This is a genomic window from Corynebacterium sp. NML120713, assembly GCF_001875735.1.
Classification (GTDB): domain Bacteria; phylum Actinomycetota; class Actinomycetes; order Mycobacteriales; family Mycobacteriaceae; genus Corynebacterium; species Corynebacterium pseudogenitalium.
In genome coordinates this window covers 159919-185884 of sequence record NZ_MLCR01000005.1, presented here as the reverse complement: position 1 = coordinate 185884, position 25966 = coordinate 159919, and the positions used below count along the sequence as shown (strand labels likewise).

The 25966-nt window shown below is 59.6% G+C and carries 25 protein-coding genes; 4 read left to right on the top strand and 21 right to left on the bottom strand.

The features are described 5' to 3' along the window. Positions 1-4: 4 nt before the first annotated feature. Entirely contained in the window at positions 5-1213 is a 1209-nt protein-coding gene (locus BJP06_RS00895; RefSeq protein ID WP_071572514.1) for an RIP metalloprotease, read from the bottom strand. 27 nt (positions 1214-1240) lie between these two features. Further along, positions 1241-2404, bottom strand: coding sequence for a 1-deoxy-D-xylulose-5-phosphate reductoisomerase (gene dxr / locus BJP06_RS00890; RefSeq protein WP_071572513.1), 1164 nt, complete (start codon positions 2402-2404; stop codon positions 1241-1243). A 327-nt stretch (positions 2405-2731) separates the two neighbouring features. On the opposite strand from dxr, the gene BJP06_RS00885 reads away from it, so the two are divergent. Further along, entirely contained in the window at positions 2732-3172 is a 441-nt protein-coding gene (locus tag BJP06_RS00885; RefSeq protein ID WP_070478870.1) for a DUF2631 domain-containing protein, read from the top strand. 93 nt (positions 3173-3265) lie between these two features. Here the strand turns inward: BJP06_RS00885 and rlmN are convergent, their stop codons facing one another. Genes rlmN through frr form a run of 3 tightly spaced genes read right to left on the bottom strand, consistent with a single transcriptional unit; the run spans position 3266 to position 5883 of the window. Next, positions 3266-4363 carry a 23S rRNA (adenine(2503)-C(2))-methyltransferase RlmN gene (gene rlmN / locus BJP06_RS00880; protein WP_070478868.1) on the bottom strand — a complete coding sequence of 366 codons (1098 nt, stop codon included), beginning with the start codon at positions 4361-4363 and terminating at the stop codon, positions 3266-3268. Positions 4364-4383: 20 nt separating this feature from the next. Next, entirely contained in the window at positions 4384-5313 is a 930-nt protein-coding gene (locus BJP06_RS00875) for a phosphatidate cytidylyltransferase (RefSeq protein ID WP_083433144.1), read from the bottom strand. Between the two features lie 12 nt (positions 5314-5325). Then, positions 5326-5883 (bottom strand): ribosome recycling factor, encoded by a 558-nt coding sequence (gene frr / locus BJP06_RS00870; protein WP_070362284.1) that lies wholly within the window; start codon positions 5881-5883, stop codon positions 5326-5328. Positions 5884-6020: 137 nt separating this feature from the next. Between frr and BJP06_RS00865 the strand changes: the two genes are divergently transcribed. After that, complete coding sequence (locus tag BJP06_RS00865) at positions 6021-7112, top strand: amidase family protein (protein WP_252930797.1); 1092 nt, start codon at positions 6021-6023, stop codon at positions 7110-7112. 3 nt (positions 7113-7115) lie between these two features. On the opposite strand, the gene pyrH is transcribed toward BJP06_RS00865, so the two are convergent. The 3 genes from pyrH to rpsB all read right to left on the bottom strand — a co-directional run bounded on the left by pyrH (position 7116) and on the right by rpsB (position 9899). After that, on the bottom strand, positions 7116-7799 hold the full coding sequence (gene pyrH, locus BJP06_RS00860; protein WP_218161310.1) for a UMP kinase: 684 nt from the start codon (positions 7797-7799) through the stop codon (positions 7116-7118). Positions 7800-7998: 199 nt separating this feature from the next. Beyond that, entirely contained in the window at positions 7999-8817 is an 819-nt protein-coding gene (gene tsf / locus BJP06_RS00855; protein WP_070362282.1) for a translation elongation factor Ts, read from the bottom strand. Positions 8818-8984: 167 nt separating this feature from the next. Beyond that, positions 8985-9899: a 30S ribosomal protein S2 gene (rpsB, locus tag BJP06_RS00850; RefSeq protein ID WP_070362281.1), complete on the bottom strand. Its 915-nt coding sequence runs from the start codon at positions 9897-9899 to the stop codon at positions 8985-8987. Between the two features lie 308 nt (positions 9900-10207). On the opposite strand from rpsB, the gene BJP06_RS00845 reads away from it, so the two are divergent. Next, on the top strand, positions 10208-10699 hold the full coding sequence (locus BJP06_RS00845; RefSeq protein WP_143110510.1) for a M23 family metallopeptidase: 492 nt from the start codon (positions 10208-10210) through the stop codon (positions 10697-10699). A 4-nt stretch (positions 10700-10703) separates the two neighbouring features. Here BJP06_RS00845 and BJP06_RS00840 read toward each other — a convergent pair whose 3' ends face one another. The 12 genes from BJP06_RS00840 to rpsP form a co-directional block, all read right to left on the bottom strand. Further along, positions 10704-11609: a tyrosine recombinase XerC gene (locus tag BJP06_RS00840; protein ID WP_071572510.1), complete on the bottom strand. Its 906-nt coding sequence runs from the start codon at positions 11607-11609 to the stop codon at positions 10704-10706. 21 nt (positions 11610-11630) lie between these two features. Beyond that, a complete protein-coding gene (locus tag BJP06_RS00835) occupies positions 11631-12815 on the bottom strand; it encodes a DNA-processing protein DprA (RefSeq protein WP_071572509.1) in 1185 nt (394 codons plus the stop codon). Next, entirely contained in the window at positions 12812-14368 is a 1557-nt protein-coding gene (locus BJP06_RS00830) for a YifB family Mg chelatase-like AAA ATPase (RefSeq protein WP_071572508.1), read from the bottom strand. The genes BJP06_RS00835 and BJP06_RS00830 overlap by 4 nt, the downstream gene beginning before the upstream one ends. Beyond that, complete coding sequence (locus tag BJP06_RS00825; protein ID WP_071572507.1) at positions 14355-14729, bottom strand: YraN family protein; 375 nt, start codon at positions 14727-14729, stop codon at positions 14355-14357. The genes BJP06_RS00830 and BJP06_RS00825 overlap by 14 nt, the downstream gene beginning before the upstream one ends. Before the next feature lie 144 nt (positions 14730-14873). Beyond that, positions 14874-15182, bottom strand: coding sequence for a DUF2469 domain-containing protein (locus BJP06_RS00820; protein WP_070362276.1), 309 nt, complete (start codon positions 15180-15182; stop codon positions 14874-14876). Then, on the bottom strand, positions 15179-15823 hold the full coding sequence (locus tag BJP06_RS00815) for a ribonuclease HII (protein WP_071572658.1): 645 nt from the start codon (positions 15821-15823) through the stop codon (positions 15179-15181). The genes BJP06_RS00820 and BJP06_RS00815 overlap by 4 nt, the downstream gene beginning before the upstream one ends. Before the next feature lie 25 nt (positions 15824-15848). Then, positions 15849-16538 (bottom strand): signal peptidase I, encoded by a 690-nt coding sequence (gene lepB, locus BJP06_RS00810; RefSeq protein WP_083433161.1) that lies wholly within the window; start codon positions 16536-16538, stop codon positions 15849-15851. A 119-nt stretch (positions 16539-16657) separates the two neighbouring features. Then, positions 16658-17005, bottom strand: coding sequence for a 50S ribosomal protein L19 (rplS, locus tag BJP06_RS00805; protein ID WP_070362274.1), 348 nt, complete (start codon positions 17003-17005; stop codon positions 16658-16660). Between the two features lie 114 nt (positions 17006-17119). Beyond that, on the bottom strand, positions 17120-19420 hold the full coding sequence (locus BJP06_RS00800; protein ID WP_071572505.1) for a Tex family protein: 2301 nt from the start codon (positions 19418-19420) through the stop codon (positions 17120-17122). Positions 19421-19437: 17 nt separating this feature from the next. Beyond that, positions 19438-20625 (bottom strand): tRNA (guanosine(37)-N1)-methyltransferase TrmD, encoded by a 1188-nt coding sequence (gene trmD, locus BJP06_RS00795; RefSeq protein WP_071572504.1) that lies wholly within the window; start codon positions 20623-20625, stop codon positions 19438-19440. Further along, positions 20618-21130, bottom strand: a complete 513-nt coding sequence (gene rimM, locus BJP06_RS00790; protein ID WP_369822156.1) for a ribosome maturation factor RimM — start codon at positions 21128-21130, stop codon at positions 20618-20620. Before rimM ends, trmD begins: the two co-directional genes overlap by 8 nt. An 89-nt stretch (positions 21131-21219) precedes the next feature. Next, a complete protein-coding gene (gene rpsP / locus BJP06_RS00785) occupies positions 21220-21714 on the bottom strand; it encodes a 30S ribosomal protein S16 (protein WP_070362270.1) in 495 nt (164 codons plus the stop codon). A gap of 359 nt (positions 21715-22073) precedes the next feature. Between rpsP and BJP06_RS00780 the strand changes: the two genes are divergently transcribed. Further along, positions 22074-24239, top strand: coding sequence for an acyltransferase family protein (locus BJP06_RS00780; protein WP_071572502.1), 2166 nt, complete (start codon positions 22074-22076; stop codon positions 24237-24239). A gap of 64 nt (positions 24240-24303) precedes the next feature. Here the strand turns inward: BJP06_RS00780 and ffh are convergent, their stop codons facing one another. Beyond that, a complete protein-coding gene (gene ffh / locus BJP06_RS00775; protein ID WP_071572501.1) occupies positions 24304-25905 on the bottom strand; it encodes a signal recognition particle protein in 1602 nt (533 codons plus the stop codon). Positions 25906-25966: the final 61 nt, after the last annotated feature.

Below are 25966 nucleotides of genomic sequence, written 5' to 3'. Positions count from 1 at the left end.
ACTGCTACCCAAACAGCTTGATTGGGTTCACCACATCCGCAAGCATCACAAATACACCAATCGTCAGCAGTGCAGCGGCCATCGCGTATGTCACCGGCATCAGCTTGCGGTAGTCCGCAGGGCCACCAGGCTCGAGCCCCCGCAACCTGCGATGCGCATCCCTAATCTTCTCATACAGGACTACTGCTATATGCCCACCATCCAGGGGCGGCAAAGGAATCAAGTTGAACAGCGCGAGGAAGAAGTTGAGACTCGCCAACATCATCCAGAACATCGACCACATGCTTTGTTGCGCTAACTCCCCGCCTGCGCGAGAAGCGCCGATGACACTAACTGGACCGTCAAGCTCTCGCTCAGCACCAAAAATTGAAGCCACAACACCAGGAATCTTCGACGGGAACGCGATAAGGCCCTGGACAGTCGCATTCAGCATCTGGCCCGTAAACGCAGCCGTAGCTGGCACAGCCTCGAGCGGACCGAACTGGCGCATCGCGTCTTCCACTGGCGCGCTTGTGACACCGATCGCCCCCGCTTCAAAGGACGCACCGGTCGCTGGATCGATCCTGGACACGGTCGCGAGTGGAACTGCAATATCAAGCTCTTGCTCGTTACGCATCACAGTAAGCGTGACTGTTTCCCCCGGACGCTGCATCACATAATCCCTCAACGCGGGGAACGTAGTGAGCTCCTCCCCATCAACGGCGAGTAGCTTATCCCCTTCACGCAAACCTGCATCATAGCCAGGACCATTACCGGTGCATTCTCCCAGATGAGTCTCATCAATCTGGTCGGGAGCGCACTGCAGCTCACCCACAGTTGGTGTCCGGTCGGCGTACGGGTTCGGAATCGCCGCGAAGATCGCCACGAAGTACAGCACCACAACGCCGATCAGTAGATTCATGGCGATGCCGCCACTGAGCACCGCAATTCGCTGCCACCACGGCTTGCGGTACATCGCAACGGGAGCTTCCTCCTCAGTGACAGGATCCTGCGCGGTCATCCCTGCGATATCGCAAAATCCGCCGAGAGGCAGTGCCGCAATGCCGTACTCCGTCTCCCCCTTCTTGACGGACCACACTTTCGGCCCAAAGCCCACAAAATATCTCCGCACGCGCATCCCAAACGCGCGTGCGGTAAACATGTGTCCGGCCTCATGGAGCGCGATAGAGACTGTAATACCCAGGGCAAAAAGTATGATTCCTACAACGCCCACTCGCTGCTCCTTGCCTTTCAGGCTGGTTTACAGCTGGGCGATTACTTCCTTTGCCGCCCGGCGTGCACCAGCATCCACGTGAAGAATATCTTCGATAGATGTCGGCGCAAAAGCAAACGCCCCTGCCGCGTCAAGGACATATCCAATCACGTCAACGATGTGCGGGAAACGAATCTTGCCTGCAAGGAATGCTTCCACCGCCACCTCATTCGCAGCGTTGTACACCGCTGGGTATGGGTCCCCCATCGCTGAAGCTTCCCGAGCGAGACGCACGGCGGGGAAAGCTTCGTCGTCGAGCGGCTCAAACGTCCACTCACTTGCCTGCGAAAAGTCCAGCGCTGGCTGTGCACCCGGGATACGCTCCGGCCAAGCAAGAGCGTGGGAAATCGGCAACATCATCGACGGCGGCGAAGCTTGCGCAATCGTCGCACCATCGGCAAACGTGATAGCCGAGTGCACAATCGACTGCGGGTGCACCACGACATCAATAATGTCGGGCGCAATACCAAACAGCAGCGTCGCCTCGATCAGCTCCAGTCCCTTGTTCACCATCGTGGCGGAGTTCAAGGTGTTCATAGTGCCCATCGACCACGTCGGGTGCTGCCCGGCCTGCTGCGGAGTTGCCTCCATCATCTGCTCGCGGGTCCACCCCCGGAACGGGCCTCCCGAAGCAGTAAGGACGAACCGTGAAACGTCAGCACGGCTCCCTGCGCGCAGGCATTGGGCCATCGCAGAGTGCTCAGAATCGACCGGCACGAGCTGTCCAGGCTTCACCTTCTCCATGACGAATTGACCGCCAGCGACCAGCGATTCCTTGTTCGCCAGAGCTAGCACGCCATCCTTGCGAAGCGTCGCAAGCGTCGACTCAAGACCGGCGGAACCGACAAGTGCATTTAACACGATGTCTGCATCTTGCATTTCAACAAGAACCGCAGCGGCGTCCTCACCTGTGATAATGACATCACCCACAGCGCGAGAAACGTCTTTCGCAGGGTCGAGCTGCTGCACTGCAATTTGTTCTGGGCGCAGATTGAACTCCTGTGCCTGTTGGATAACAAGCTCAGGGTTGTGCCCTGCTGCCGCGATGCCGACAACCTCAAAGTCTTCAGGGTGCTTCCGAATGATATCGAGAGCCTGTGTGCCGATAGAGCCTGTCGATCCAAGAATCAGAACCTTTTTCACAACCTCCATTGTGGCACGTCACGGCAAAAATAGATACTTAGTTTCTCCTTAAAGTATTTTTGACCACCGCTCGTCGTGGTGCATACACAAGATGTGCACATACGACCGTGGGGATACTCTGTCATTCCCATCACCACACATCGCACCCACAGGCGCACCTCCCCCGCTGGCCCTCACGTACATGATGCGAAAGTTTGAACTCATTGGGGGCTACACAGTGCCATCGCGCCCTGCAATATGAAAAGATAATGCACAGTACACACAGATTTAGCATGTCCGCCGTCGGGCGCATACACAATAGTGCGAACCGATGCGGACGACTACAGCTCAAGGAGAATGGCAGTGGCTCACCCTCAGGACAAAGCTCCACAGGTATATAACGGCGTTTCTGAAGCTGACGTCCCTTCCGCCCGCTTCGGGTGGAGCGCGTTCAAGCCGCGCACGATTCAACTCGCAGGGTGGATCTCGGTGATCTTCTTGCTCGCGTACAACTTCGGTAACCACCACGGCCACGTAGAAACGATTTGGCTGCTCGCATTTGCAGTTTTGATTGCAGTTGCACTGATTTTCCACGGACTGCAGCCGAAGCTCAGCCAGGTTCGCACGGTCACCTCGCACAACAAGCCTGCTGGCCACAAGGAGCCGGACTGGATTTACGCACAGCAGACAATGACCGGCCCATACGCCGAGCTCGATGAGCGCGAGCTGCGCGCCCTCAACATCGATCCGGCGCGTCTCAATACACTGCGCGGTGCACAGCAGCAGAGCATTCACTAGTTTCGCGCTTTACACCGAATAGCAATAAACGGCGCCACCCCACTCACAGGTTGAGGGTGGCGCCGTTTTCGCGCACCTAAACTCGGCGCAACGTCACTCGCCTTCCGCCGCGAGCTGCCCGCAAGCCGCAGCGATCTCCTGACCCTTCGTGTCACGGACAGTGCACGTCACACCCTGCGCAATCACACGACGAACAAACTCATCCTGGCGCGCCTTCGGGGACGCGTCCCACTTCGAACCCGGAGTTGGGTTCAGTGGAATGAGGTTGACGTGTACCAGCGGCCCTAGCGCCTGATGCAGCTTCCTGCCGAGCATGTCAGCGCGGAAATCGTGATCGTTGATGTCACGAATCAACGCGTACTCAATCGATACGCGGCGCCCTGTTGTATCCGCGTAGTAGCGGGCTGCGTCCAGCACATCCTGCACGGAAAACCTATTGTTCATCGGCACCAGTGTGTCGCGCAGCTCGTCATCAGGGGTGTGCAAGGAAACCGCGAGCGTGCAGGAGAGGCCTTCGTCGGCAAGCATTCGAATCTGCGGCGCGAGACCAACTGTTGACACAGTGACGTTGCGCTGAGAAATCCCGAATCCCTGCGGCGCTGGACTCGTGATCTGGCGTACTGCGCTGACCACGCGCTTGTAGTTCGCCAGCGGCTCTCCCATCCCCATAAAGACGATGTTGGAAAGACGGGAGCCTTCCTCCTGCATCATGGCTGCTGCAGCTCGCACCTGATCGACGATCTCCGCAGTTGACAAGTTTCTATCGAGACCGCCCTGACCGGTCGCGCAGAACGGACAAGCCATTCCGCAACCCGCCTGTGAGGAGATACACAGCGTCGCGCGATCCTTGTACCGCATCAGCACAGACTCCAGGAGAATGCCGTCATGCAGCCGCCACAACGTCTTGGTGGTGTCCCCCTCATCGGTCTCTACCCGACGTACTGGAGTCAGCAGCGTCGGAAAAAGAGCCTCTTTTACCTTCTCGCGCTGCGCGGCAGGCAGATCCGTCATCGTGAGGGGATCTGCTTCAAACTTGCCGTAGTAGTGGCGCGCAATCTGGTCCGCACGGAACTTCGGCAGACCAAGGGACTTCAGGGCCTCGATGCGCTCTTCGCTCGACAAATCAGCGAAGTGCTTCGGCGGCATACCAAACTTTGGGGTCAGAAGTGGCAGTGTTGGGGTCTCAGTCATAATTGCCCCATCTTTGCACGTTAGAACGGATTCATCAATGCGGAAGCGCTGAGCAGAATGTACGTTGCGCACGCTGCTGGCAACATACCGTCTAAGCGATCCATGATTCCGCCGTGTCCAGGCAGTATCTGGGACATATCCTTGATACCGAGTTCACGCTTGAATTGGCTTTCGACGAGATCACCCATAGTGGCGCACATAACCAGTGCGGCACCCAAAAGGATCCCCATCCACCACGGGCCCTTGATCAGTAGCGTGACCACCGCGACGCCTGCAATGATCCCGAATATCATCGAGCCCGCAAATCCTTCCCAGGACTTCTTCGGGCTTACAGCCGGCGCCATCGGGTGCGCACCAAACATCACGCCAGCAGCGTATCCCCCAACGTCAGACGCCACCACACAGCACATGAACGCGACAATGAACGCTGAACCACTGACGGAGCCTTCGTCGATAAGCGAAACCATCGCAGCGAAGCTTCCAAACAGTGGAATCCACGCCAGGACGAACACTCCCACGGCGGTGTCGCGGAGATAGTTGGTCGGTGTCTGGTGCCTGCCATGGTCGAACAGCCGCCAAAACATCAGGAACAGCACTGTGAACGCGAAAGCGCCAACTACGCCAGCGGTTTTGTAGGCGGCGGAGGACCACACCATGATCTGACCGAGGATGATCAGCAGCGTGCGCGGCTGCTGGTAGCCCGCTTCCCGCAAACGGGTAAGCACCTCCCACATCCCACCTGCTACAGCGATGGCGACAAGCGGATACCAGGCCATAGGACCAACCCACACAGCAGCGATCACCACAGCGCCGAGGATGACCCCGGTCGTGATGGCGGCTGGCAGATCGCGACCCGCATCATTTTTCGGCTTGGGCGGCGCGATGCGGGGCCAGCCCGATGGTCCTGACTGATCTGTCGAGTGTTTCACGTAGCGGTGCTTTCTATTCATCGAAAGGTCTGCTTAGACCTCCATCAGCTCGGCTTCCTTGCGCTGAACTAGCTCATCAATCTGTGCCACGTAGCCCTGGGTGGTCTTGTCCAGTGCCTTTTCTGCGGTCTGCACTTCGTCCTCGCCGGCGTCGCCGTCCTTCTGGATCTTCTTCAGTGCTTCCATACCGTGGCGGCGGACGTTACGGATAGCGATCTTGCCGTCCTCACCTTTCTGCTTGGCCTGCTTGACCAGGTCACGGCGACGATCTTCCGTCAGCTGTGGGATCGTGACGCGAATGACTTGCCCGTCATCGGTCGGATTGACGCCGAGATCAGAGTTGCGGATGGCAGTCTCAATTTCCTTGAGCGTTGACATGTCGTACGGCTTGATCAGCAGCATGCGTGGCTCCGGAACAGAGATCGTCGCCATCTGGTTGATCGGGGTTGGGGCACCGTAAAAATCAGCCATGACGCCATTAAACATGGCAGGGTTAGCGCGACCAGTCCGAATCGTTACGAGGTCATCGCGGGTGAAATCGACAGAAGCGCTCATACGCTCTTCGGCATCAAGCAACACGTCATCAATCATTTTTACTCCACTTCTTCTGTACAAAGCGTTCGGGACAAATAAGTCGCACACTAATCTACCAGCGTTTCACTCCCAGCCGTGTCGTGGCTTGACGGGGAACGGCAGAATTCAAGGCAAGTTACGCCTAGACTGTCCCCATGCTTTACTCCCCCGCCAGTGCCGCGATGGTCTATACACACCCGACTCCATTGCGCACTGCTGAGGGCCGACTTTCATCGTGGCAAATCCCCATCAAAGACGGAACGGATGTCGCTGGAATGCCCACCACGCACGGCAACCCGTCACGCAGCGTCATCGCGGAAGAGCACAGCCCAATCGTCGCAGCACTGCTTGAGTCTGGGGCAGCCATCCCTGGAAAGTCACTGACAGCCGAGCTAGGGGCGACGTGCTACGCCGAAGAAGTCCACTCACCACTTTTAGAGTCCCCCATGTTCCCTGGGTGCACGCCCGGTGGTTCTTCAGCAGGCGCCGGAGTGCTCGTGGGCAGTGGGCTGTACCGTGCTGCACACGGCACGGACGCTGGAGGGTCCTTGCGAGTCCCGGCTGCAGCCTGCGGTGCCGTTGGTTACAAGCCTGGAACACGCGGGGCAGTCGCGAATGGTTTTATCACGCGCAGCGTCGCAGACCAGTTTGAGTTGTACGGACATCACCCCACCGCGGTACGCAAACTGCGCATCGGAGTACTTATCGACGGCCTCTTCGCCAACACCACTGTTTCAACGAGCCGCGGTGATGCCCTTGAGGCCGCTGCACGTGAGCTCGGGAAACACCATGATGTAGTGTCTCTTCGCCCCTATGCGGATGCACAATCAACGTTTGAGCACTTCAGACACCGCATCACGAGCAGCTTCCGCAACGTAGAGCCACTCGACAATCACTACCTCGCATGGATGCACGCACAAGGTTGCGCAGTAACTCCAGAAGAACTATTTTCAGCGAATGACCACTTCGCGCACCTACTAAGACACGTACAGCACGAGTGGGACGTCGATATCGTGCTCACCCCCACGATTGCGTTTGATCCCCCACCAATTGGCTACTTCTCTTCCCTCGCCCCGGATGAGAGCTTTTACCAACAAACAGTGTGGACGCCCTGGTGCACGCTGTTCAATGTGATGGGCAGCCCCGCTGTCGCAGTCGGGGCGCTCCACCTTGGGTCAGTCACAGTTGGCGGACGCGCGCTACTTTCGGTAGCGCGCACCGTCGAACATTTTGGGCTGCCCGATTAATTCTTAGGAAACAAGGGTACCGATCTGCTCGCCGGATACCGCGCGGGCAATGTTGCCTTCCTTGAGCAGGTTGAACACGAGGATCGGCATGTTGTTGTCCATGCACAGCGAAAACGCGGTGGCATCGGCAACCTTGAGTTCCTTTTCGAGCACCTCGCGGGGAGAAACCTCGCTGTAGAGATGTGCGTCTGGGTTGGTTCGAGGGTCGTCGTCGTAGACTCCGTCAACCCCCTTCGCCATCAGGAGCACCTCGCAACCAATTTCCAGGGCGCGTTGCGCGGCCGTGGTATCCGTAGAGAAGTACGGCATGCCCATGCCAGCACCGAAGATGACGACGCGCCCCTTCTCCAGGTGCCGCACTGCACGAAGCGGCAAATAGGGCTCAGCGATCTGCGCCATGTTGATGGAGGTCTGAACGCGGCAGTCGACGCCCTTCTGCTGCAGGAAGTCCTGGAGCGCCAGGCAGTTCATCACCGTGCCGAGCATGCCCATGTAGTCGGAGCGTGCACGGTCAAGGCCACGCTTTTGCAGCTCTGCACCGCGGAAGAAGTTGCCGCCGCCAATCACTACCGCTACTTCGGTTCCGGACTGGGCGACTTCGGCAATCTGTGCAGCAACGCTTTCGACGACGTCCGGATCGATACCAACCTTTCCACCGCCGAACATTTCACCGCCCAGCTTGAGCATGACGCGTTTGAATCCTGTGCGGGTAGACGCAAGTTCTGACACTGTGAGGACACTCCTTGAGAGTTGGCCAATTCGAGCCGTAGAGGACAATTCTGTTCTCGACCGATCTTAGCGATCTCAGTCCGGTTTGTAGCAACCGGGTATAAAGAAACCGCCGGCCGAGGGTAACCCCTCAACGCCGACGGTAAAAGCATCAGGCTTATGCCTGGCCAACCTCGAAGCGAACGAAGTCGGTGACCTCAATGCCGCTCTCCTCCGTGAACTGCTTCACGGTCTTCTTGGAGTCAGCAAGCGACGGCTGGTCCAGAAGAACAACGTCCTTGAAGAAGCCGCCCATGCGGCCCTGGACGATCTTCTCGATAGCTGCCTCAGGCTTACCCTCGTTGCGGGTGATCTCTTCCTGAACAGCGCGCTCCTTCTCGACGACCTCGGCCGGAATATCCTCTTCCTTGAGGTAGCGAGCCTTCATCGCAGCGATCTGCAGCGCAACCTGGTGTGCAGCCTCAGCGTTGTCGCCCTTGTAAGCAACCAAAACGCCAACAGCTGGTGGCAGGTCAGCGGAACGCTGGTGCAGGTACTTCGCCAGCTGCTCACCCTCGATGGTGGCAGCGCGGCGCAGCTCCAGCTTCTCGCCAATCTTTGCGGAGAGGCGCTCAAGAACGTCGTGGGCAGTCTCGCCGTCGACATCAGCGTTTGCCAGCTCCTCCTGGCTGTTTGCCTTCGCTGCTGCAGCAGCGTCAGCAATCTTGCCAGCGATGGTCTTGAACTCGTCGTTCTTAGCAACGAAGTCCGTCTCCGAGTTGATTTCGACGATGGTGTTGCCGGAGACAGCGACGAGCCCCTCGAGAGCATTGCGCTCTGCGCGCTTGCCCACGTCCTTTGCGCCCTTGATGCGGAGCAGCTCGACAGCCTTCTCGAAGTCGCCGCCGGTTTCCTCCAGCGCCTTCTTGCAGTCGAGCATGCCGGAGCCGGTGGTTTCGCGCAGCTTCTTTACGTCAGCAGCAGTGTAGTTCGCCATATTCGGGCGATCCTCCTCGTACAGTAGTGGATAAATACGTCGTAAAATTATGCTTCAAGCAAAACACCCCACGCCCAATTCGCGCCCATAATCCAGGACGTGAACAGGACGCGGGGTGTCACACTCGCTTATGCAGGATACACGTTTCGCGCGTCCTGCGAGCGGAGTTACTTAGCCTGCTGAGCTTGCTCTGCAGCGCGAACAGCGTGTGGCTGCTCGACTGGTGCAACCTCCTGTGGCGCAGCAGCTTCAGCCTCAGCAGCTGCCTTTGCAGCGTCTGCAGCGGAAACCTCAGCGGATGCGGCTGCCTGAGCAGCGGCCTCTGCAACCTCTGCCTGGTGCTTAGCGTCGGTGTCGCCTGCAGCCTCACGTGCGGAAGCCAGCTGACGCTCTTCGCGCTGCTGCTTACCAGCGATGACTGCCTCGCCGATGATGTGGGTCAGAATCTTGACCGCGCCGATGGCGTCGTCGTTACCCGGGATTGGGAAGTTGACGTCGTCCGGATCGCAGTTGGTGTCAAGAACAGCAACAACCGGGATACGCAGCTTCTCTGCCTCGTTGACCGCGATGTGCTCCTTGTTCGTGTCAACAACCCACAGAGCAGAAGGTGCCTTGGTCATGTCAGCGATGCCACCGAGGACACGCTCGAGCTTCTGGCGCTCGCGGGTCAGCATCAGAACTTCCTTCTTGCCGCGACCTGCGTAGCCGTTCTCAGCAGCGTCCATAGCCTGGAGCTCCTTCATACGGGCGATACGCTTGGAAACGGTCTGGAAGTTGGTGAGCATGCCACCGAGCCAGCGGTGCGTTACGTATGGCATACCAACGCGCTGAGCCTCTTCCTGAATAGGCTCCTGCGCCTGCTTCTTCGTACCAACAAACAGGATCGTGCCGCCGTGTGCAACGGTCTCCTTGACGAACTCGAAAGCCTCGTCAATGTAGGTCAGCGTCTGCTGCAAGTCGATGATGTAAATGCCGTTGCGGTCGGTGAAGATGAAGCGACGCATCTTCGGGTTCCAACGACGCGTCTGGTGGCCAAAGTGGACACCTGCGTCGAGGAGTTCGCGCATGGTTACAACTGCCATGGGAATTTCTCCTTTGGAGTAATCTCGTTCGGTTAATGTTCATGTACTGCAAGGGTTTTTATCCCTCGCCCTAGCACCGCACCCGCTCAACGCCCTCATACTGTGGGACCAACGCTGAGCTGGCGTTATTCGGCGCGCGTAGTCAACTTCGAAAAGTTGCCTTGCCAAGCATAGTCGACTATCCCTCGATTACCTAATTTGACCTGCACAAACCCTGAGCTTTATCCACAGGCCAGTTTTTCTCCACAGGCTGCATGCCCACAGCCTTGTCCACTACCGCGGTTTCAGGGCTCAATGGCAACATGCACATGTTCACACGCTTACTCGCGGCCATTGCTCCCCTACTTTGCACGTGGTGCTTGGCGCCTCAGGCTCTTGCGTACGTCGACCCCACCACGGGGCTGCCCTACGCAACCCGGATTACACGGCCCGCAGAGATCCCGGAGAAGAACTGGATGCCGGGGCATCGCGGGGTTGATCTTGCGCTACGCGTCGGAGCCACTGTTCTAGCAGCAGACAACGGGACAGTCGCTTTCGTGGGCAAGGTAGCAGGCACACCCATTATCAGTATTGATCACCCAGATGGCATCCGTACGACGTACCAGCCTGTACACGCGCGTGTGCGGCAAGGCGACGAAGTAAAACTCGGCGATGCGATTGGGACGCTGGCACGGCCGACGGGGCCGCAGGCACATCTCCAGGACGGGCTGCACTGGGGCGCACTCATTGCGAAAGACACCTACATCAATCCGCTTTCCCTCTTATCGACGCCCACCATTCGGTTGAAGCCGACCCGTTAGAGGCTCATGCCCTGGGGTGCGCTTGGTTGTAAATCTGCGTGAGCCGCTGTGAGGAGACGTGCGTGTATATCTGCGTGGTTTGCAGGCTAGAGTGCCCGAGCATTTCTTGCACCATTCGTAGGTCGGCGCCGCCTTCAAGCATTTGCGTAGCCGCTGTGTGTCGCAACGAGTGCGGCGTGATACTCGCCTGCCCCGCTTGCAGCCCGGCGCGCTCGACGATTCGGCGAACTTGGCGTTGGTCGATGCGCTTTCCCTGGGTGCCAACGAACAGCGGTTCGGCCCCCGCGTTAGCACTATTGGCGAGGGCTGGCCGGGCGTCGTGAAGCCATGTGGTGAGTGCCTCGTGTGCGTTGTTTCCGAAGGGAACGATGCGTTGTTTGTTGCCTTTGCCAGTGACTTTTGCGGTGTTGGTATGGAAGTCGAGGTCGTCGATGTTGAGGGCGACGAGTTCGCCGACGCGGATTGCGCTGGCGTAGAGCAGTTCGAGGATGGCGGTGTCGCGGATGTCTTCTGGTGTGTCGCCGTGGGGGCGGATGAGTTCCTCGGTAGCGGGGGCGCTGAGCACGGTGGGTAGTTTGCGCTGTTCTTTCGGGGTGCGCAGGCGGGCTGCTTCGTCCTTTGCGATGTAGCCGTGTTGATAAGCCCAGGTGGAAAAGGCGCGCGCGGATGCGGTGCGGCGCGAGATGGTGGAGCGGGCTTTGCCTGCTTGGACTGCGTCGGCGAGCCAGTGACGTAGAGCGTCGATGGTGAATGCGTTGAGATCTGATGTGTACGGCGCGAGTGTGGTGAGATCCGATCTGTAGCTCTTGTAGGTCGCCGCGGCGCGGTTTTTGACGTGTTGGCAGTAATCGATGAAGTCGTCCACCGCGGTAAGAAACTGGGTGGACGACTGATCGTGGCTGCTACTCATGCTCCGTATTGTATCGGTGCCTTAGGGTTTGGCTGTCTCGCTTCGTCGCCACAGCTGGCCTTCCCGCTGGATCAGTCCCTTGCCTTGCAGCTCAATGAGCGTGTTGATGGTGACTTGGAGGGATAGCGCGGCGGCACCTGCAATCTCCTCCGCTACAAGCCCGTCGCGATGATGCTTTGGCGCGGCATCGTAGATGCGCATCTCGGTGCGGGTCAGGAGCTGGAGGGGCGAAGCTACATTGTTGTCCGCAAGTTCTTGTTCTGCATCCAGTCCGTTCTCGAGGCGGATCGCCTCGTGGACGTAGGTCGCGTTGAGCACCATCGTGGCCTCCCCCTTATAGATGGCGAGGTTGGTGCCGACAGATCCGGCGGTGGTTATCGGCCCAGGTACTGCGAGCGTCCCGCGTTGGTAGTACTGCGCCCAGCGCAACGTGCTAAGTGCTCCGGAGCGGTAGGCGGCTTCTATTACTAGCGTGGCCTGTGTGAACCCAGCGACGAGTCGGTTCCGGGTGAGGAAGCGGTGTCTCTCAGGGGCCATGCCAGGGCTGTATTCGGTGATGATCGCTCCCCCTGCCGCCACGATGCGATCAAATAGCTGTTTGTGGCGCCTCGGGTAGGTGATACCCGGCCCGCATGCGGCGAACACCACAGTTGGCAGTCCCGCCTCGAGGGCCGCATCGTGGGCTGCCGCATCAATACCGAGTGCACCGCCGGAGACGATAGTGTATCCCCAGCGCTTCAGTCCATGCACGATGTCACGGGTGGCTGAATGCCCATATGCGCTCAGCGCTCGTGTGCCGACGATCGCGATCGAGTTTTCCAATAGCTCCGGCAGGTTGGTATTGCCTCGAACCCAGAGGGCGTGTGGCGGAACCCCGTCTGCACGTATCGGAGCACCTTCGCCATCCCGACTCATCTTTGCGCCGAGATTGAAGGAGTCATAAATCCGTTCGCGAGGCCACTCGGGCGATTCCGGTGTGATAAGTGTGTACCCATGCTCCGCTGCAGTAGCTAGGTCTTCTGCTGGCTGGTCCCAGGTGTATCTCGCATCGGTGTCGGCGGCCAGGTCACCGAGCCAGGGCGCTCGTGTGCGCACGCCTTCGGCGATTTCGTCAGCGGTATAGCCTTCGTTTCGCAGTGCCCATAGCGCCGTCGACGGACCCTCGATGACACGGTTGAGGTAGGCCCATGATTCAAGCGCGCTCATGCCGATACCTCCTCATGTGCTGAAAGCAAGGTCTGGTCGTCCCGAAGATCGACGGCCTCAGCGACGTGCCCGAGGTGGGGGCATTGTGCGCCAGTGAGATCGGCCAAGGTCCACGACAATTTCAGGATGCGGTCGATACCGCGCTGGCTGACCTCCCCGCGCGCAAGCATCGAGGAGAGGAACATCATCGCGGAATCTTCCGCCGGGAAGTATCGACGCAGCCACGGCCCCGGCACGCGCGCATTCGTCAACGCCCCGTTCGTGTGTTCCTCGCACGTCCGCCACCGATGTGCCGCACGGTCCCGTGCCTCTGCCACACGCTGGGCGATGGCCGTGGAAGACTCTGCCCCGTTTGGGTTTAGCACGGCGTTATCCAGCGAAGTCCTGCAGACAATGTCCAGGCGGTCCCTCAGCGGACCCGAAATACTTCGCGCATACCGCGCACGCTGCGCCCCGGAGCACCGACAGCGGTTCGCTGGTTTTCCACACGGGCATGGGTTCATCGCGAGGATGAGCTGGAAGTCGGCTGGAAAGATGACGTCGCGGTTGCTGCGTCGCAGGCGCACCTCGCCTTTCTCCAGGGGAATGCGCAACGCATCGAGGGTAGCGGACGCGATCTCAGAGGCTTCGTCGAGAAACAGCACACCGTTATGGGCTTGACTGACCGCGCCGGGGCGAGGAATCCCGCTGCCTCCCCCGATGAGTTGCGCCTTGGAAAGCGACGGGTCCGGCGCGATGAACGGGCGGTGCGCAATCAGCTCTCCCCCGGCGATCCCGGCAGCTGCGTGAATCGCTGTGGACGTGACCATTTCTTCGACGTCCATTGCGGGGAGGATGGATGGGAGACGCTCTGCAAGCATGGACTTGCCTGAGCCGGGTGGTCCGATCATTAGCATGTGATGCGCACCGGCCGCGGCGACTTCCATAATCCTTCGCTCGGGGCCTTGCCCTGCGATGTCTGCGAAGTCCGGCTGTCGTCCTTGCTCAATGCTTGGCGCACCCACAGAAGCTACTTCAAGCACCTCTTCCCCGACCAGCCACGCCCACACCTGCGCCAGCGAGTCCGCCAGCACGATGTCTCCGCGTGACACGAGCTGTGCCTGGTGCTCGTTCGCGCGCGGAACCACAATGCGGTCAATTCCACCCTCCTGAACAAGCAGCTCCTGGGCCGCCAGCAGCATCGGCAGCACTTCCGGTACAGGCCGCAAGCTGCCATCCAGCGCCAACTCTCCTACAAAAAATGTTCGCGATAGTGCCTGTTGAGCGCGTGGATCTAGGCTCCCCATCACCGCCAACGCAATCGGCAAGTCAAACTGCGAACCAGCCTTCGGCAGGTGCGCCGGCGACAGCGACACCATCGCCTTCGTCTTCGGCCACGGCAGTGAACTATTACGGCAGGCGGTACGGATTCGCTCGCGGGATTCTTTCACGGCAGCATCGGCGAGCCCAACAATATGCATTCCTGGTAACCCTGGCCCGACGTTGGCCTCCACGCGTACGATGCGCGCCCGAATGCCCTCAACCGTGGCACTCAACGTACTAGCAAGCGGCATCTTCGACCCCCATGATGAACTCAAACTCGAAGCCGCCCTCGTGATACATCGCCTCCACGACGTCGAACCGGACTTCGTAGAACCCCTCAGCGCTGCGCAACCACTCAGCAGCCGCGTTACGCATTGCCATCATCTTCTTCGCGTGCACCGCCTCAACCGAACCAAACCCCGGTAAACGACGAGTTTTCACCTCTACGAACACCACGGTGCCGTAAGAGTCCTGCATAATCAGGTCAATTTCGCCATGCCGTAATCGCACCCGCCTGCCAAGGCACGTGTAGCCCAACGCTAAATACTCCTCCAGTACGGCATCTTCCCCTAGACGGCCAAGCTGGTACTGGTCCATGCACGGTTTCTGCATAACTTCGTTCCCTTCTTCACATCCTTGTTCGTTTGCACACACCTCCAGGCGCACCAGAGGCGTAAGTGTTTAGACGCAAAAACCCCTCCCGCGGTTCCTTACAGGCAACACGCGGGAGGGGCGGAGGGGACGTCGAAACGCAGACTACGAATTAGGGAACGTGATGTCCGGCTTGTCTAGCTCCTCGATATTGACATCCTTGTACGTAATTACGCGGACGTAGCGCACAAAACGCACCGCGCGGTACATGTCCCACACCCAACAATCCGACATACGGACCTCGTAGTACACATCGTTGCCGTCTTTGTGCGGGATCAACTCGACAGCATTCGCAAGGTAGAAACGACGCTCCGTCTCCACAACAAACGAGAACTGGCTCGCGACGTCTCGATACTCGCGATACAGCGACAGCTCGACGTCAGCCTCGTAATTGTCCAGATCCTCAGCACTCATGCGGTGCCCCCTTCGTAAATCTCAACGGCAGTTCTCACGTTGGCATAACTATAACGATGTTGCGGCGTCGCCCCGTGGCGGCGCACCGCATCCATGTGCGCCTTCGTGCCATACCCCTTGTGGCGCTCCAAGCCATACCCCGGGTACTGCTCCGCGTAGCCATCGAGGAGACGGTCGCGGCTCACTTTAGCTAGCACACTGGCGGCGGCGATGCACCGGGCACTCGCGTCACCGCCGATAATCGGCAGTTGTGGTACGGGCAAACCCGCGATATGGAAGGCGTCGACAAGCGCGTACCGCGCCTCCGTCTCTAGCTGCGCAACTGCGCGCCGGGCCCCGTCAATGTTGGCATGCTGCACTCCGCGGTGATCAATCTCGCTGGCGGGCACGTGCACGATCGAGTACGCGAGCGCGTGCTGGCAGATGATGTCAAAGAGTGCTTCTCGACGCTTCGCCGTCAACTGCTTGGAATCCGACAACCCCTCAAGTTGCCGTATCGGCTGCGCTGGTAGCACGCACGCGGCGACTGTCAGTGGCCCGAAGCAGGCGCCCCGGCCGGCCTCGTCAACCCCGACGACTGGTCCGAGCCCTGCTTTTTCGAGCGCCACCTCATACGTCCGAAGCTGCTTCAAACGACGCACCACAGCTCACACACCAAGCGTAGGGCTACTGCTGGATCGCCGGGTCGTCGACGCCACCAAAACGCTGGAGTGGGAACACAATCGCAAGAACTTTTCCGCGAAGGTTCTCCTCCGGGATCGTGCCCTGGTACTCATCACCAAGGTGGTAGCGCGAATCAGCGGAATTCGTGCGGTTATCACCCATCATGAAGTAGTTCCCCTCAGGGACAGTTACCGGGCCGAAATAATTACCACCGCAAGCGTCGGACCCAGTCTCAGGATCCACCGGGTAGTAGTTCGGCTGCAGCGTGTACGACTGGTCGATTGGCTTGCCATCCACCATCACCGCCGGATCCCCCTCCTGGCAGGACACCGTCTGGCCCCCCTTCGCGATGATGCGCTTGACCAACGTGTTCTCATCCTTCGGCACCAGCCCCACCCAGGAGGACACCTCCTGCAGACCGGCAATGGCCGGGTTGTCGGAGCGGTTAGTGACGAAGCCGGTATTCCACGAGTCAGTCCCCTTAAACACGACAACGTCACCCGGCTCCGGATCAGAGAAGTAGTAGGACACCTTCTCCACGAAGATGCGATCACCCTTGCCGTCCTGCCCATGCAACGTCGGCTCCATCGACGCAGAAGGAATCACATAGAGGCGGCCAATGAATGTCTGAATAATGAAGATGAACACCAAGGTGAGTACAACAACCATCGGGATTTCGATGTACCACGGCATGGATTTTTCTTCGGATGCGCTCTTTTCGTTCACCCGCAACACTCTAGCAGCGCAACAAAACACCCCGCACCTTACGAAGCGTAAGTGTGCGGGGTGCTGTGCAAGAAGCGGGTATGCGCCTAGCGGCGCTCCTTGATGCGGGCAGCCTTGCCGCGCAGGTCGCGCATGTAGTACAGCTTCGCGCGACGTACGTCACCCTTGCGGACGACCTCAATCTTCTCCAGGTTCGGGGAGTGTACTGGGAAGGTACGCTCAACACCGATACCGAAGGAAACCTTGCGGACCGTGAACGTCTCACGGATGCCGTCACCCTGACGACGAACGACGAAGCCAGTGAAGACCTGGGTACGGGTGACCGAACCCTCGATAACCTTGACGTGTACGTCGAGGGTATCGCCCGGACGGAAGTCAGGGATATCGTCGCGCAGCTGGCCTGCGTCTACAAGATCAATAATGCCGTTGCTCATTGAAGCAATCCTTTTCGTTTCTGGACAGAGGACCCTAGCGGCTTTTTCCACAGGTGGACGCTCGGCTGGTTCATGTCGCTTACAATAACCCGCACGATTTTACATGCGAGCACGTCACTTCCCAAATCCGGCACGCTTGAGTGCATCCGCCATCGAACCGCCCTGCGGCGCACCTCCAGCGCGACCTCGCTGGCGCTTCCCACCCTGACGGCTCGGCTTCTGCTGCGGCTTCTTCCCGCGTGAAGACTCACGCTTCTGTTCGCTCCCCGGCTCATCATCCAGGCGCAGCGTGAGGCTAATTCGCTGGCGCTGCACGTCCACCTCGAGGACCTTCACCTTCACCACTTCACCCGAGCGCACGACCTCGTGCGGGTCCTTCACAAAAGAATGGCTCATCGCAGACACGTGCACGAGGCCATCCTGGTGCACGCCGACGTCCACAAACGCGCCGAACGCGGCGACGTTGGTGACCGTCCCTTCCAGAATCATGCCCGGCTGGAGGTCAGACACCTTGTGTACGCCTTCTTTAAAAGTGGCCGTCTTAAACTCCGGACGCGGATCCCGGCCCGGCTTTTCCAACTCGGCAAAGATATCCGTGATGGTTGGGACGCCGAAGGTGTCGTCGGCAAAGTCCTGCGGACGAAGACCCGACAGCACTCTGCTGTTACCAACGAGTGCCGCAGTGTCCACCCCAGATTGCTGAGCGATGCGCTCCACAACGGGGTAGGCCTCCGGGTGCACAGCGGAGCCATCAAGCGGATTCTCTCCACCTTGGATGCGTAGGAAGCCGGCCGACTGCTCGAAGGCCTTCGGCCCAAGTCGCGGCACCTTCTTCAGCTCCTTGCGCGAAGCAAACACACCATGTTCATCGCGGTAGGCAACGATGTTCTTCGCGATCGTCGGCGTCACGCCAGCGACTCGTTCCAGCAGCGGTACCGACGCCGTATTGACGTCCACCCCGACTGAGTTCACCGCGTCCTCCACCACGGCGTCCAACGACTGCGCGAGCGCCGCCTGATTCACATCGTGCTGGTACTGCCCCACGCCAATTGACTTCGGGTCGACCTTGACCAGCTCCGCAAGCGGGTCCTGGAGGCGCCGCCCAATCGAGACCGCGGAACGCAGTGACACATCCATGTCCGGAAACTCCTGAGCCGCGATCTCAGAAGCCGAGTACACCGACGCACCCGATTCCGACACCACCACCGGAACAGGCCTGCGCCCGCCCGCTGCTGCGATCATGTCCGCGACCTCACGTGCAAGCTTCTCCGTCTCCCGCGACGCCGTGCCGTTACCAATCGCGATGAGCTCCACGCCGTGTTCCGCCACGGTGGTCGCGAGCACCTGCACCGCCTGCTGCCATTGGTTCTGCGGTTGGTGTGGGAAGACGATCGCGGTTGCGAGCACCTTCCCCGTGCCATCTACGGTCGCTGTTTTTACACCGTTCCTGTAACCCGGATCCAGCGCCAGGGTCGCGCGTTGACCGGCAGGAGCGGCCAGCAGCACATCGCGAAGATTCGTACTGAAGACGTCCAGAGCCGCCTCATCCGCGCGCTCCTTCAGACGCATCCGCGTATCCAAGTTAGAAGAGACCTGCAGCTTTGTCTTCCATGCCCACCGCACGGCCTTCGCCAACCACGGGCTCTTTTCACAGTTAAGGTCGAAACGGTTCGCGATCATCCCCTCGTACGCCGCGTCATCTCCGGCGTCCAAATCCAGCGAAAGCACGCCTTCCTGCTCGCCTCGCAGCAGCGCTAAAATGCGGTGCGACGGCAACGAGGCGAATGGCTCGCTGAAGTCGAAATAGTCGCGGAACTTCGCACCCTCGTTCTCCTTGCCTTCGACGACGCTCGAACGCATCGTTCCGGACTCGTACACCTTGTCGCGGACCTCGCCGACGAGATCCGCATCGGTGGCGATCCTGTCAACTAAGATCGCGCGGGCACCGTCCAGCACCGCTTTCGTGTCGGCGAACCCTTCACAGATATAGCGTGCCGCCTCTGTCTCGGCGTCGGCCGAAGGGGCGTCAATAAGCGAGTCAACGAGCGGCTCGAGACCGGCCTCACGCGCGATATCCGCCTTGGTCTTCCTGCGCTTCTTATACGGCAGGTAGAGATCCTCGACGCGCGCCTTCGTATCCGCACCCATGATGAGCGCCTTGAGCTCATCAGTGAGTTTGCCCTGCTCCTCGATCGCCTCAATGACCGAAGCCTTGCGCTCCTCAAGCTCGATCAAATACGCATTGCGCTGCTCAATGTGACGCAGCTGTGTGTCATCCAAGCCACCGGTAGCTTCCTTCCGGTAGCGAGAAATGAATGGGACCGTATTCCCCTCTGCCAACAGTTGCAGCGCAGCCTCAACGTGGCGTGGCGCTACCTGGAGTTCCGATGCAATGGTCTCAGCAATGAACGTCATTCCGGACATTCTAATGCTTATGCGTTCCCATCCACGAGGCGGGTCGATCCGTACCAGTAGGTACCTCTGGGCAGGCCTGCAACCACCGCTTGCGTCGCAGCGTCCAGCTCGAGCACGGTGCGGCCGCGCACCTCGAGCCTGCACAAAGACTCAAGAGGCGGATGCCCCTCCTTCAACAGGTAATCGGTCTCAAGAATCGACTCATCCTCGCAGTGCGGGCCGATCGGCTCCAGTGAGATTTTGGGCTCGCGGTAACCAGCCTTGCGCAACGCACGGGCCAAAGACTTGCGCGCCTTCGGCCAGCGCTTCTCGTCGACGAGCACCTGCATTGCCGTCACGACGTCGCGGCCGTACAGCGCAAACTCGTCATCCTCATCGAGCTCGGCGGCGTCCAATAGCTCCGGGCGGACTTGCTGCGTGCGCAGCAGCGATGCATCACGTCGGTAGCGCTCCACCTTGGCGTGATCACCCGAAAAGAGCACGTCAGGGGCGCCGATCCCGCGCCACGTTCGTGGCTTCGTATAGCTGGGGCCCTCGAGCAGCCCGTCAGAAAAGCTATCGTCCTCGTGGCTCTGCGTATTGCCCAGCACCCCGGGGATCAGGCGGGTGACTGCCTCCGCGATCACCAACGTAGCCACCTCCCCGCCGATCAGCACGTAATCGCCAATAGAGACCTCGCGCACCCGGTACCGCTGCTGGGCGTCAACAAAGACTCGCTGGTCAATACCCTCGTAGCGGCCACAAGCAAACACGATGTGGGACTCGCGCGACCACGCCTGCGCATCCTGCTGCGTAAACGGAGATCCCGCCGGAGTAGGCACAACCAGCAGTGGTTGCTCAGCAGACTCGCCTTCGCGGACATCACTAACTTCATACGGCCGCGGCGCGACGGCGTGAACCTCATCGTGGCGGGCCTTGTCATTGCGGTGCGGTGCGGCGGAACGCAACCCTTCACCTTCGTTGCCAGCTGCCACGGCATCAAGCGCCTCACCCCACACATCCGGGCGCATCACCATACCAGGCCCGCCGCCGAGCGGAGGGGCGTCGACAGACTTATGTACACCAAGCCCCCACTGTCGAAGATCATGCACGCGGACGCTCACAATCCCCTGCTCAATCGCCTTGCCCAACAACGCGTGGCGCAGCGGCTCAAGGTATTCGGGGAAAATGGTGACAATGTCGAGCCTCAAGGTGTGCCTAGACATCGAGCAAACCCTCTGGCGGGGTGATGGACAGGAAGCCCTTCTCCAGATCTACTTCGGGCACAATATCGCTCACGAACGGCACGAGGACCTCACGGCCGTCGTACTCAACCTCCAGAATCTGGCGCCCCGGCGTATGCATCACACCTGTGACCTGCCCGATCTCCTCCCCTTCAAGACGCACATTCAGTCCAATCAATTCGTGATCGTAGAACTCATCCGGGTCCGCGTCCTCCCCGCGTTCAAGCGGCGCCGCGAAGAACTTCAGCCCTCGCAGCCCCTCAGCGGCGGTACGGTCCGGCACCTCTTCGAAGCTGAGCAACAGGCGTCCTTTGTGCGGGCGGGCCGTCGCAACGGTGAGTTCAATTTCCTTCCCCGTTTGCGTGCCGCGCAGCTTGCTGCCCACTGCGAAGCGGACCTCGGGCTGGTCCGTGTGCACTTCCACCGCGACTTCGCCCTTAATACCGTGAGTCTTCACGACCCGACCAATCAGTAGCTCCATGCTCAATTACCCTACTTTTCGACGCCCACTTCGCAAACAAAAACGGCACGCCCTCCGACCACACGGATCGGGAACGTGCCGTTGCGAGGTTCGGATTAGTCCTCGGACTCCTCAGCTGGGGACTCCTCTTCAGCGGACTCCGCAGCCTCAGCAGCTGCAGCTGCCTCAGCCTCTGCGGCAGCCTTGGCCTCAGCCTCTTCCTTCGCCTTCTTGCGCTTCTCGGTGATCGCCTCAGCGGTCGGGCCGTTGTTGGCCTCCTCGAGAGCCTTGTTGAACAGGTCAAGCTTGGATGGCTTCTCCTCAGCAACCTTGAGGGTGCCCTCAGCACCGTCGAGGCCCTTGTGCTTCTGCCAGTCGCCGGTGATCTTCAGCAGAGCGAGCACAGGCTCGGTCGGCTGCGCACCAACGCCGAGCCAGTACTGAGCACGCTCGGAGTCGATCTTGATGAGGGAAGGCTCCTGCTTCGGGTGGTAGATGCCGATGTTCTCGACAACCTTGCCATCACGACGAGCCTTCGCGTCAGCGATAACAACACGGTACTGCGCGTTACGGATCTTACCGACGCGCTGCAGCTTAATCTTTACAGCCATGAAATTTCTTCCTTTACGGTCACCGGGCAGTACAGACACCCGCCAACACGATAGGCGGGCCGGTTCAACCCTTCTTCTTTACCCTGCGCGTGACTGGTTGGGCGACATCGCGCATCTCTGCACGTGACGGGTCCAACGCGAACGCAGTTTGGTCCTGTTCAAAACCTGCATACACAGATAATCAACCTGAAAGAGGTTACCCCATAGCGAACCAATTCCCAAACAGGACTTGTTATCTAGGCAGATAGTTACCATTTGCCTGCCTGTTGCGGGTATCGTCTTTTCAGTTGCCCGCCGAAAAATAGCATGAAGCGTAATGAGGGCGCGAAACAATCTGAGAGTACACGAGGTTTTTCAGCATGCCTGCACCGAGCACGAAGCGCTCAACCGCATACCGCGTCGACCTTGACGGGCTTCGAGGCTTTGCTATCGCACTAGTCGTCTTGTTCCACGTCTACGTTGGTCGAGTCTCAGGCGGCGTCGACGTCTTCTTGCTGCTGTCTGGATACTTCTTCCTTGGCGGCCAGATCCGCTACGCAATGCGCCCAAACCCAAGCCTCAACCCCTGGTGGCCACTGTGGCGCACTATTCGACGCCTCGTTCCAGCACTTGCGCTCACTGTCCTCGCAACCATGCTTGGCGTGATGCTGCTCGCCCCCGAACTCATGGGCGTGGAACTCTCCAAGCAGTTCACCGCCTCCATGCTGTACTACCAAAACTGGGAGCTGATCGCCCAAGATGCGGATTATGCGGCGGCAAGCCAGGACACGTCTCCGCTGCAACACCTGTGGTCAATGAGTGTGCAGGGCCAGTTCTACGTTTTCGCGATTTTGTTGGGGACGCTGCTGGCCTTCTTGATCTGGAAGTGCAAAGTCCCGGCTGTCGTTGCCAAGCGAGGCGCGATCACGCTGCTCGCCATTATCACCGTTGCTTCGTTCGCATACGCTGCACGCTTCGGCTTCGTCGGTACGGGCCAGAACTACTACTCCACCTTCTCCCGTGCGTGGGAGCTCGCGCTCGGTGGGTTGCTTGCCTTCGTGCCAACCAACCGTTTCCTGCCACAGCGCACAGCCGCGTGGACTGCGGGCCTTGGCGTTGTGATGATTTCGATTACCGGCATCGTCGTCACCACTTCACTCGCGTTCCCCGGCCCTGTCACGCTGCTGCCACTCACTGGCGCCGCGCTGATTGTCATGAGTGGCAACCAGAACTCGGTCTCAAACATTCTGGCGTCGAAGCCGATGACGTGGCTAGGCAGCATCGCCTATTCCCTCTATCTTTGGCACTGGCCGTTACTCATCATTGTCACCCTCGCTGGAGGGTTCGGGACTCCTCCGTGGTGGGTTGGCACCCTCGTCATCGCGGTTTCGCTCGGACTCGCACACGTCACACACCTGCTGGTAGAAGACCCGCTGCGTCAACACCGCAAGCGTCCGCAATCGACCGATACACCGGTTATCGACGCCCGCTCGACGCTGCGCACCCGCACCGGCATTGGCCGCGCAGGCGGCGGCGTGCTGGTTACCGTGCTCGTTGCCACTATTTTTGCAATCCAACCGCTTTGGAATCAGCGCATCGAGGACGCAGACCGCGATCTTCCGGAGGACCTTTACCCGGGCGCCCTCGCCATTGCTGGTGCTGAAGTTCCAGACGTCAAGCCGCAGCCCGATCCCGCCCTGATTGCGGGCATCTACCCACCTATCGGCGTAGACGAGTGCATGATCATGATCCCCCAACCGGCAACGGACATGCCTCGTCCCGACTGCCAGTACGGCGACCTCGAGTCCGACGTCACTGTAGTGATGACCGGCGGGTCCCACATCGAGCCGTACGTCGTGCCCCTCGACAAGCTCGGGAAAGAGCACCACTTCCGGGTCGTTCCGTACGTCCGGCAGGAGTGCCCGATTGTCATCGGCGGTGCCGACAGAGACGAGTTCGTCAGCGATGTATGTGCTCAATGGTCGGAGCTTGCGTTCCAGAACATCGTCGAGATGAACCCGGACCTGGTGATTTCAAACTCCACACGCCCCGAGGGCCACGCGGGCGGTGCAGCGTTTTCCACGGACAAGGTCCCCGACGCCTACGCGAACCTGTGGCAGAACTTCGCCTACTACGGCATCCCGTTCGTTGGTTTGCGCGATAACCCATGGATGTTCACCCCAGAAGGCGATCCTATGGACCCGAACCTCTGCATCGTTGCTGGCGCCTCCGAACGCGACTGCTCAGCACTGCGCAGCACAATCTACGGGCCCGAGGACCCAGCAACCTCGTACCTCTTGCCCGAGAATCACCAGTGGTCCATCGATACCGCTGACTGGTTCTGCGACGACAAGTTTTGCCCGCCACAGCGTGGCAACGTGTACATCTACCGCGACCAGAACCACATCTCGAACGCCTACGCAGCAACGCTCGCTCCGCTTCTGTGGGCTGAGCTGATGCCGATCTTCGAAGAGCCAGGCCTGCTCCCGGGGCCCGCCACGGATCCCACACCGAGCTTGGAGATGGACGCACCCGCTACGCAGTAGCGTGCGAGCACGATAGCAAAGGGCCGGTACGGATGCCCGTACCGGCCCTTCAGTGTTTTGCTGACTACTTCTTCTTGCCCATGCGCTTCATCGCTGCGCCGAAGTCAAGATTGTTGAGGTCAAGCCCCTCCATACCTGGAGGAAGTTGTTCCTGCATCTTCTGCAGATCCTCCATGCCAGGCATTCCCGGCATCTGTGGCATGCCCGGCATCTTCGGGCCTCCACCACGGCGCTTCGCGGGCTTGCGTTTCCCGTTCTTGCCCCTGCGTCCCTTGGGCTTCTTCTTTGTCGCGGAGCGTCCGCCACCCATGCCCGGCATTCCTGGTAGGCCGAACTGGTTGGCCATCGCGCCCATCATCTTCTTCGCCTCGAAAAAGCGTTCAACGAGCTGGTTAACGTCAGAGACTTTCACGCCTGAACCAGCAGCGATGCGCTTCCTGCGCGACGCATTGAGAATCTTCGGGTTCGCGCGTTCCTCAGGAGTCATACCGCGGATGACTGCCTGGATGCGGTCCAGCTGCTTCTCATCAACCATGTCCGCCATCTGGTTCATCTGCTTGCCGCCAGGCATCATCTTGAACAGATTGCCGATCGGGCCCATGCGGCGGATCATCAGCATCTGGTTCAGGAAGTCTTCAAGCGTGAGCTCCCCAGTGCCAAGTCGGCTCGCGGCCTCCTCAGCTTCCTTCTGGTCGAAGACGGTCTCTGCGTGCTCAATGAGTGAGAGCAGGTCGCCCATACCGAGGATGCGACTCGACATGCGCTCCGGGTGGAAGACATCAAAGTCGTCGAGCTTCTCACCGGTGGACGCGAACAGGATCGGCTTGCCGGTGACTTCGCGAATGGACAGAGCTGCACCACCGCGGGCGTCACCGTCGAGCTTCGTCAGCACAACGCCGGTAAAGTCCACGCCGTCTGCGAAGGCCTGCGCAGTCGTGACCGCGTCCTGACCAATCATCGCATCGATCACAAACAGGACTTCATCAGGCTGGACTGCATCACGGATGTTGCGGGCCTGCGTCATCAGCGTTTCGTCAATACCCAAACGGCCCGCGGTATCGATGATCACCACGTCGTGCTTGTTCTGCTTCGCGTGCTCAATACCAGCCTGCGCCACCGCGACAGGGTCGCCGTGGGAAGTGCCCATCTCGTGCTCAAACGAGTCGATGGACGTGCCAGGATCCGGCGCGAACGTTGCAACCTCGGCGCGCTCACCCACAATCTGGAGCTGTTGCACCGCGCCCGGGCGCTGGAGGTCACAGGCCACCAGCAGCGGTGTGTGCCCTTGTTTTGCAAGGTGGCGGGACAGCTTACCTGCCAGGGTGGTCTTACCAGCACCCTGTAGACCTGCCAGCATGATGACGGTCGGCGGTGTCTTTGCAAAGTTGAGGCGTCGAGTCTCTCCGCCCAAAATGGCGGTCAGCTCCTGGTCAACAATCTTGACCACTTGCTGTGCCGGGTTCAGCGCCTCTGAAACGTCAGAGCCCAAAGCGCGCTCTTTCACGCGCTTAATGAAGGCGCGTACGACAGTCAGCGAGACGTCAGCCTCCAGCAGCGCGATCCGAATCTCACGTGCTGTGGCGTTAATGTCAGCCTCGGTGAGCTTGCCTTTGCCGCGCAAGCCTCCAAGCGCTGATTGTAAGCGGTCAGACAGTGACTCGAACACAGTGCGTTGCTCCCTTAACTAATTCATTCTTCGGTAATGAGACAGAACGCACCTAGCCTAG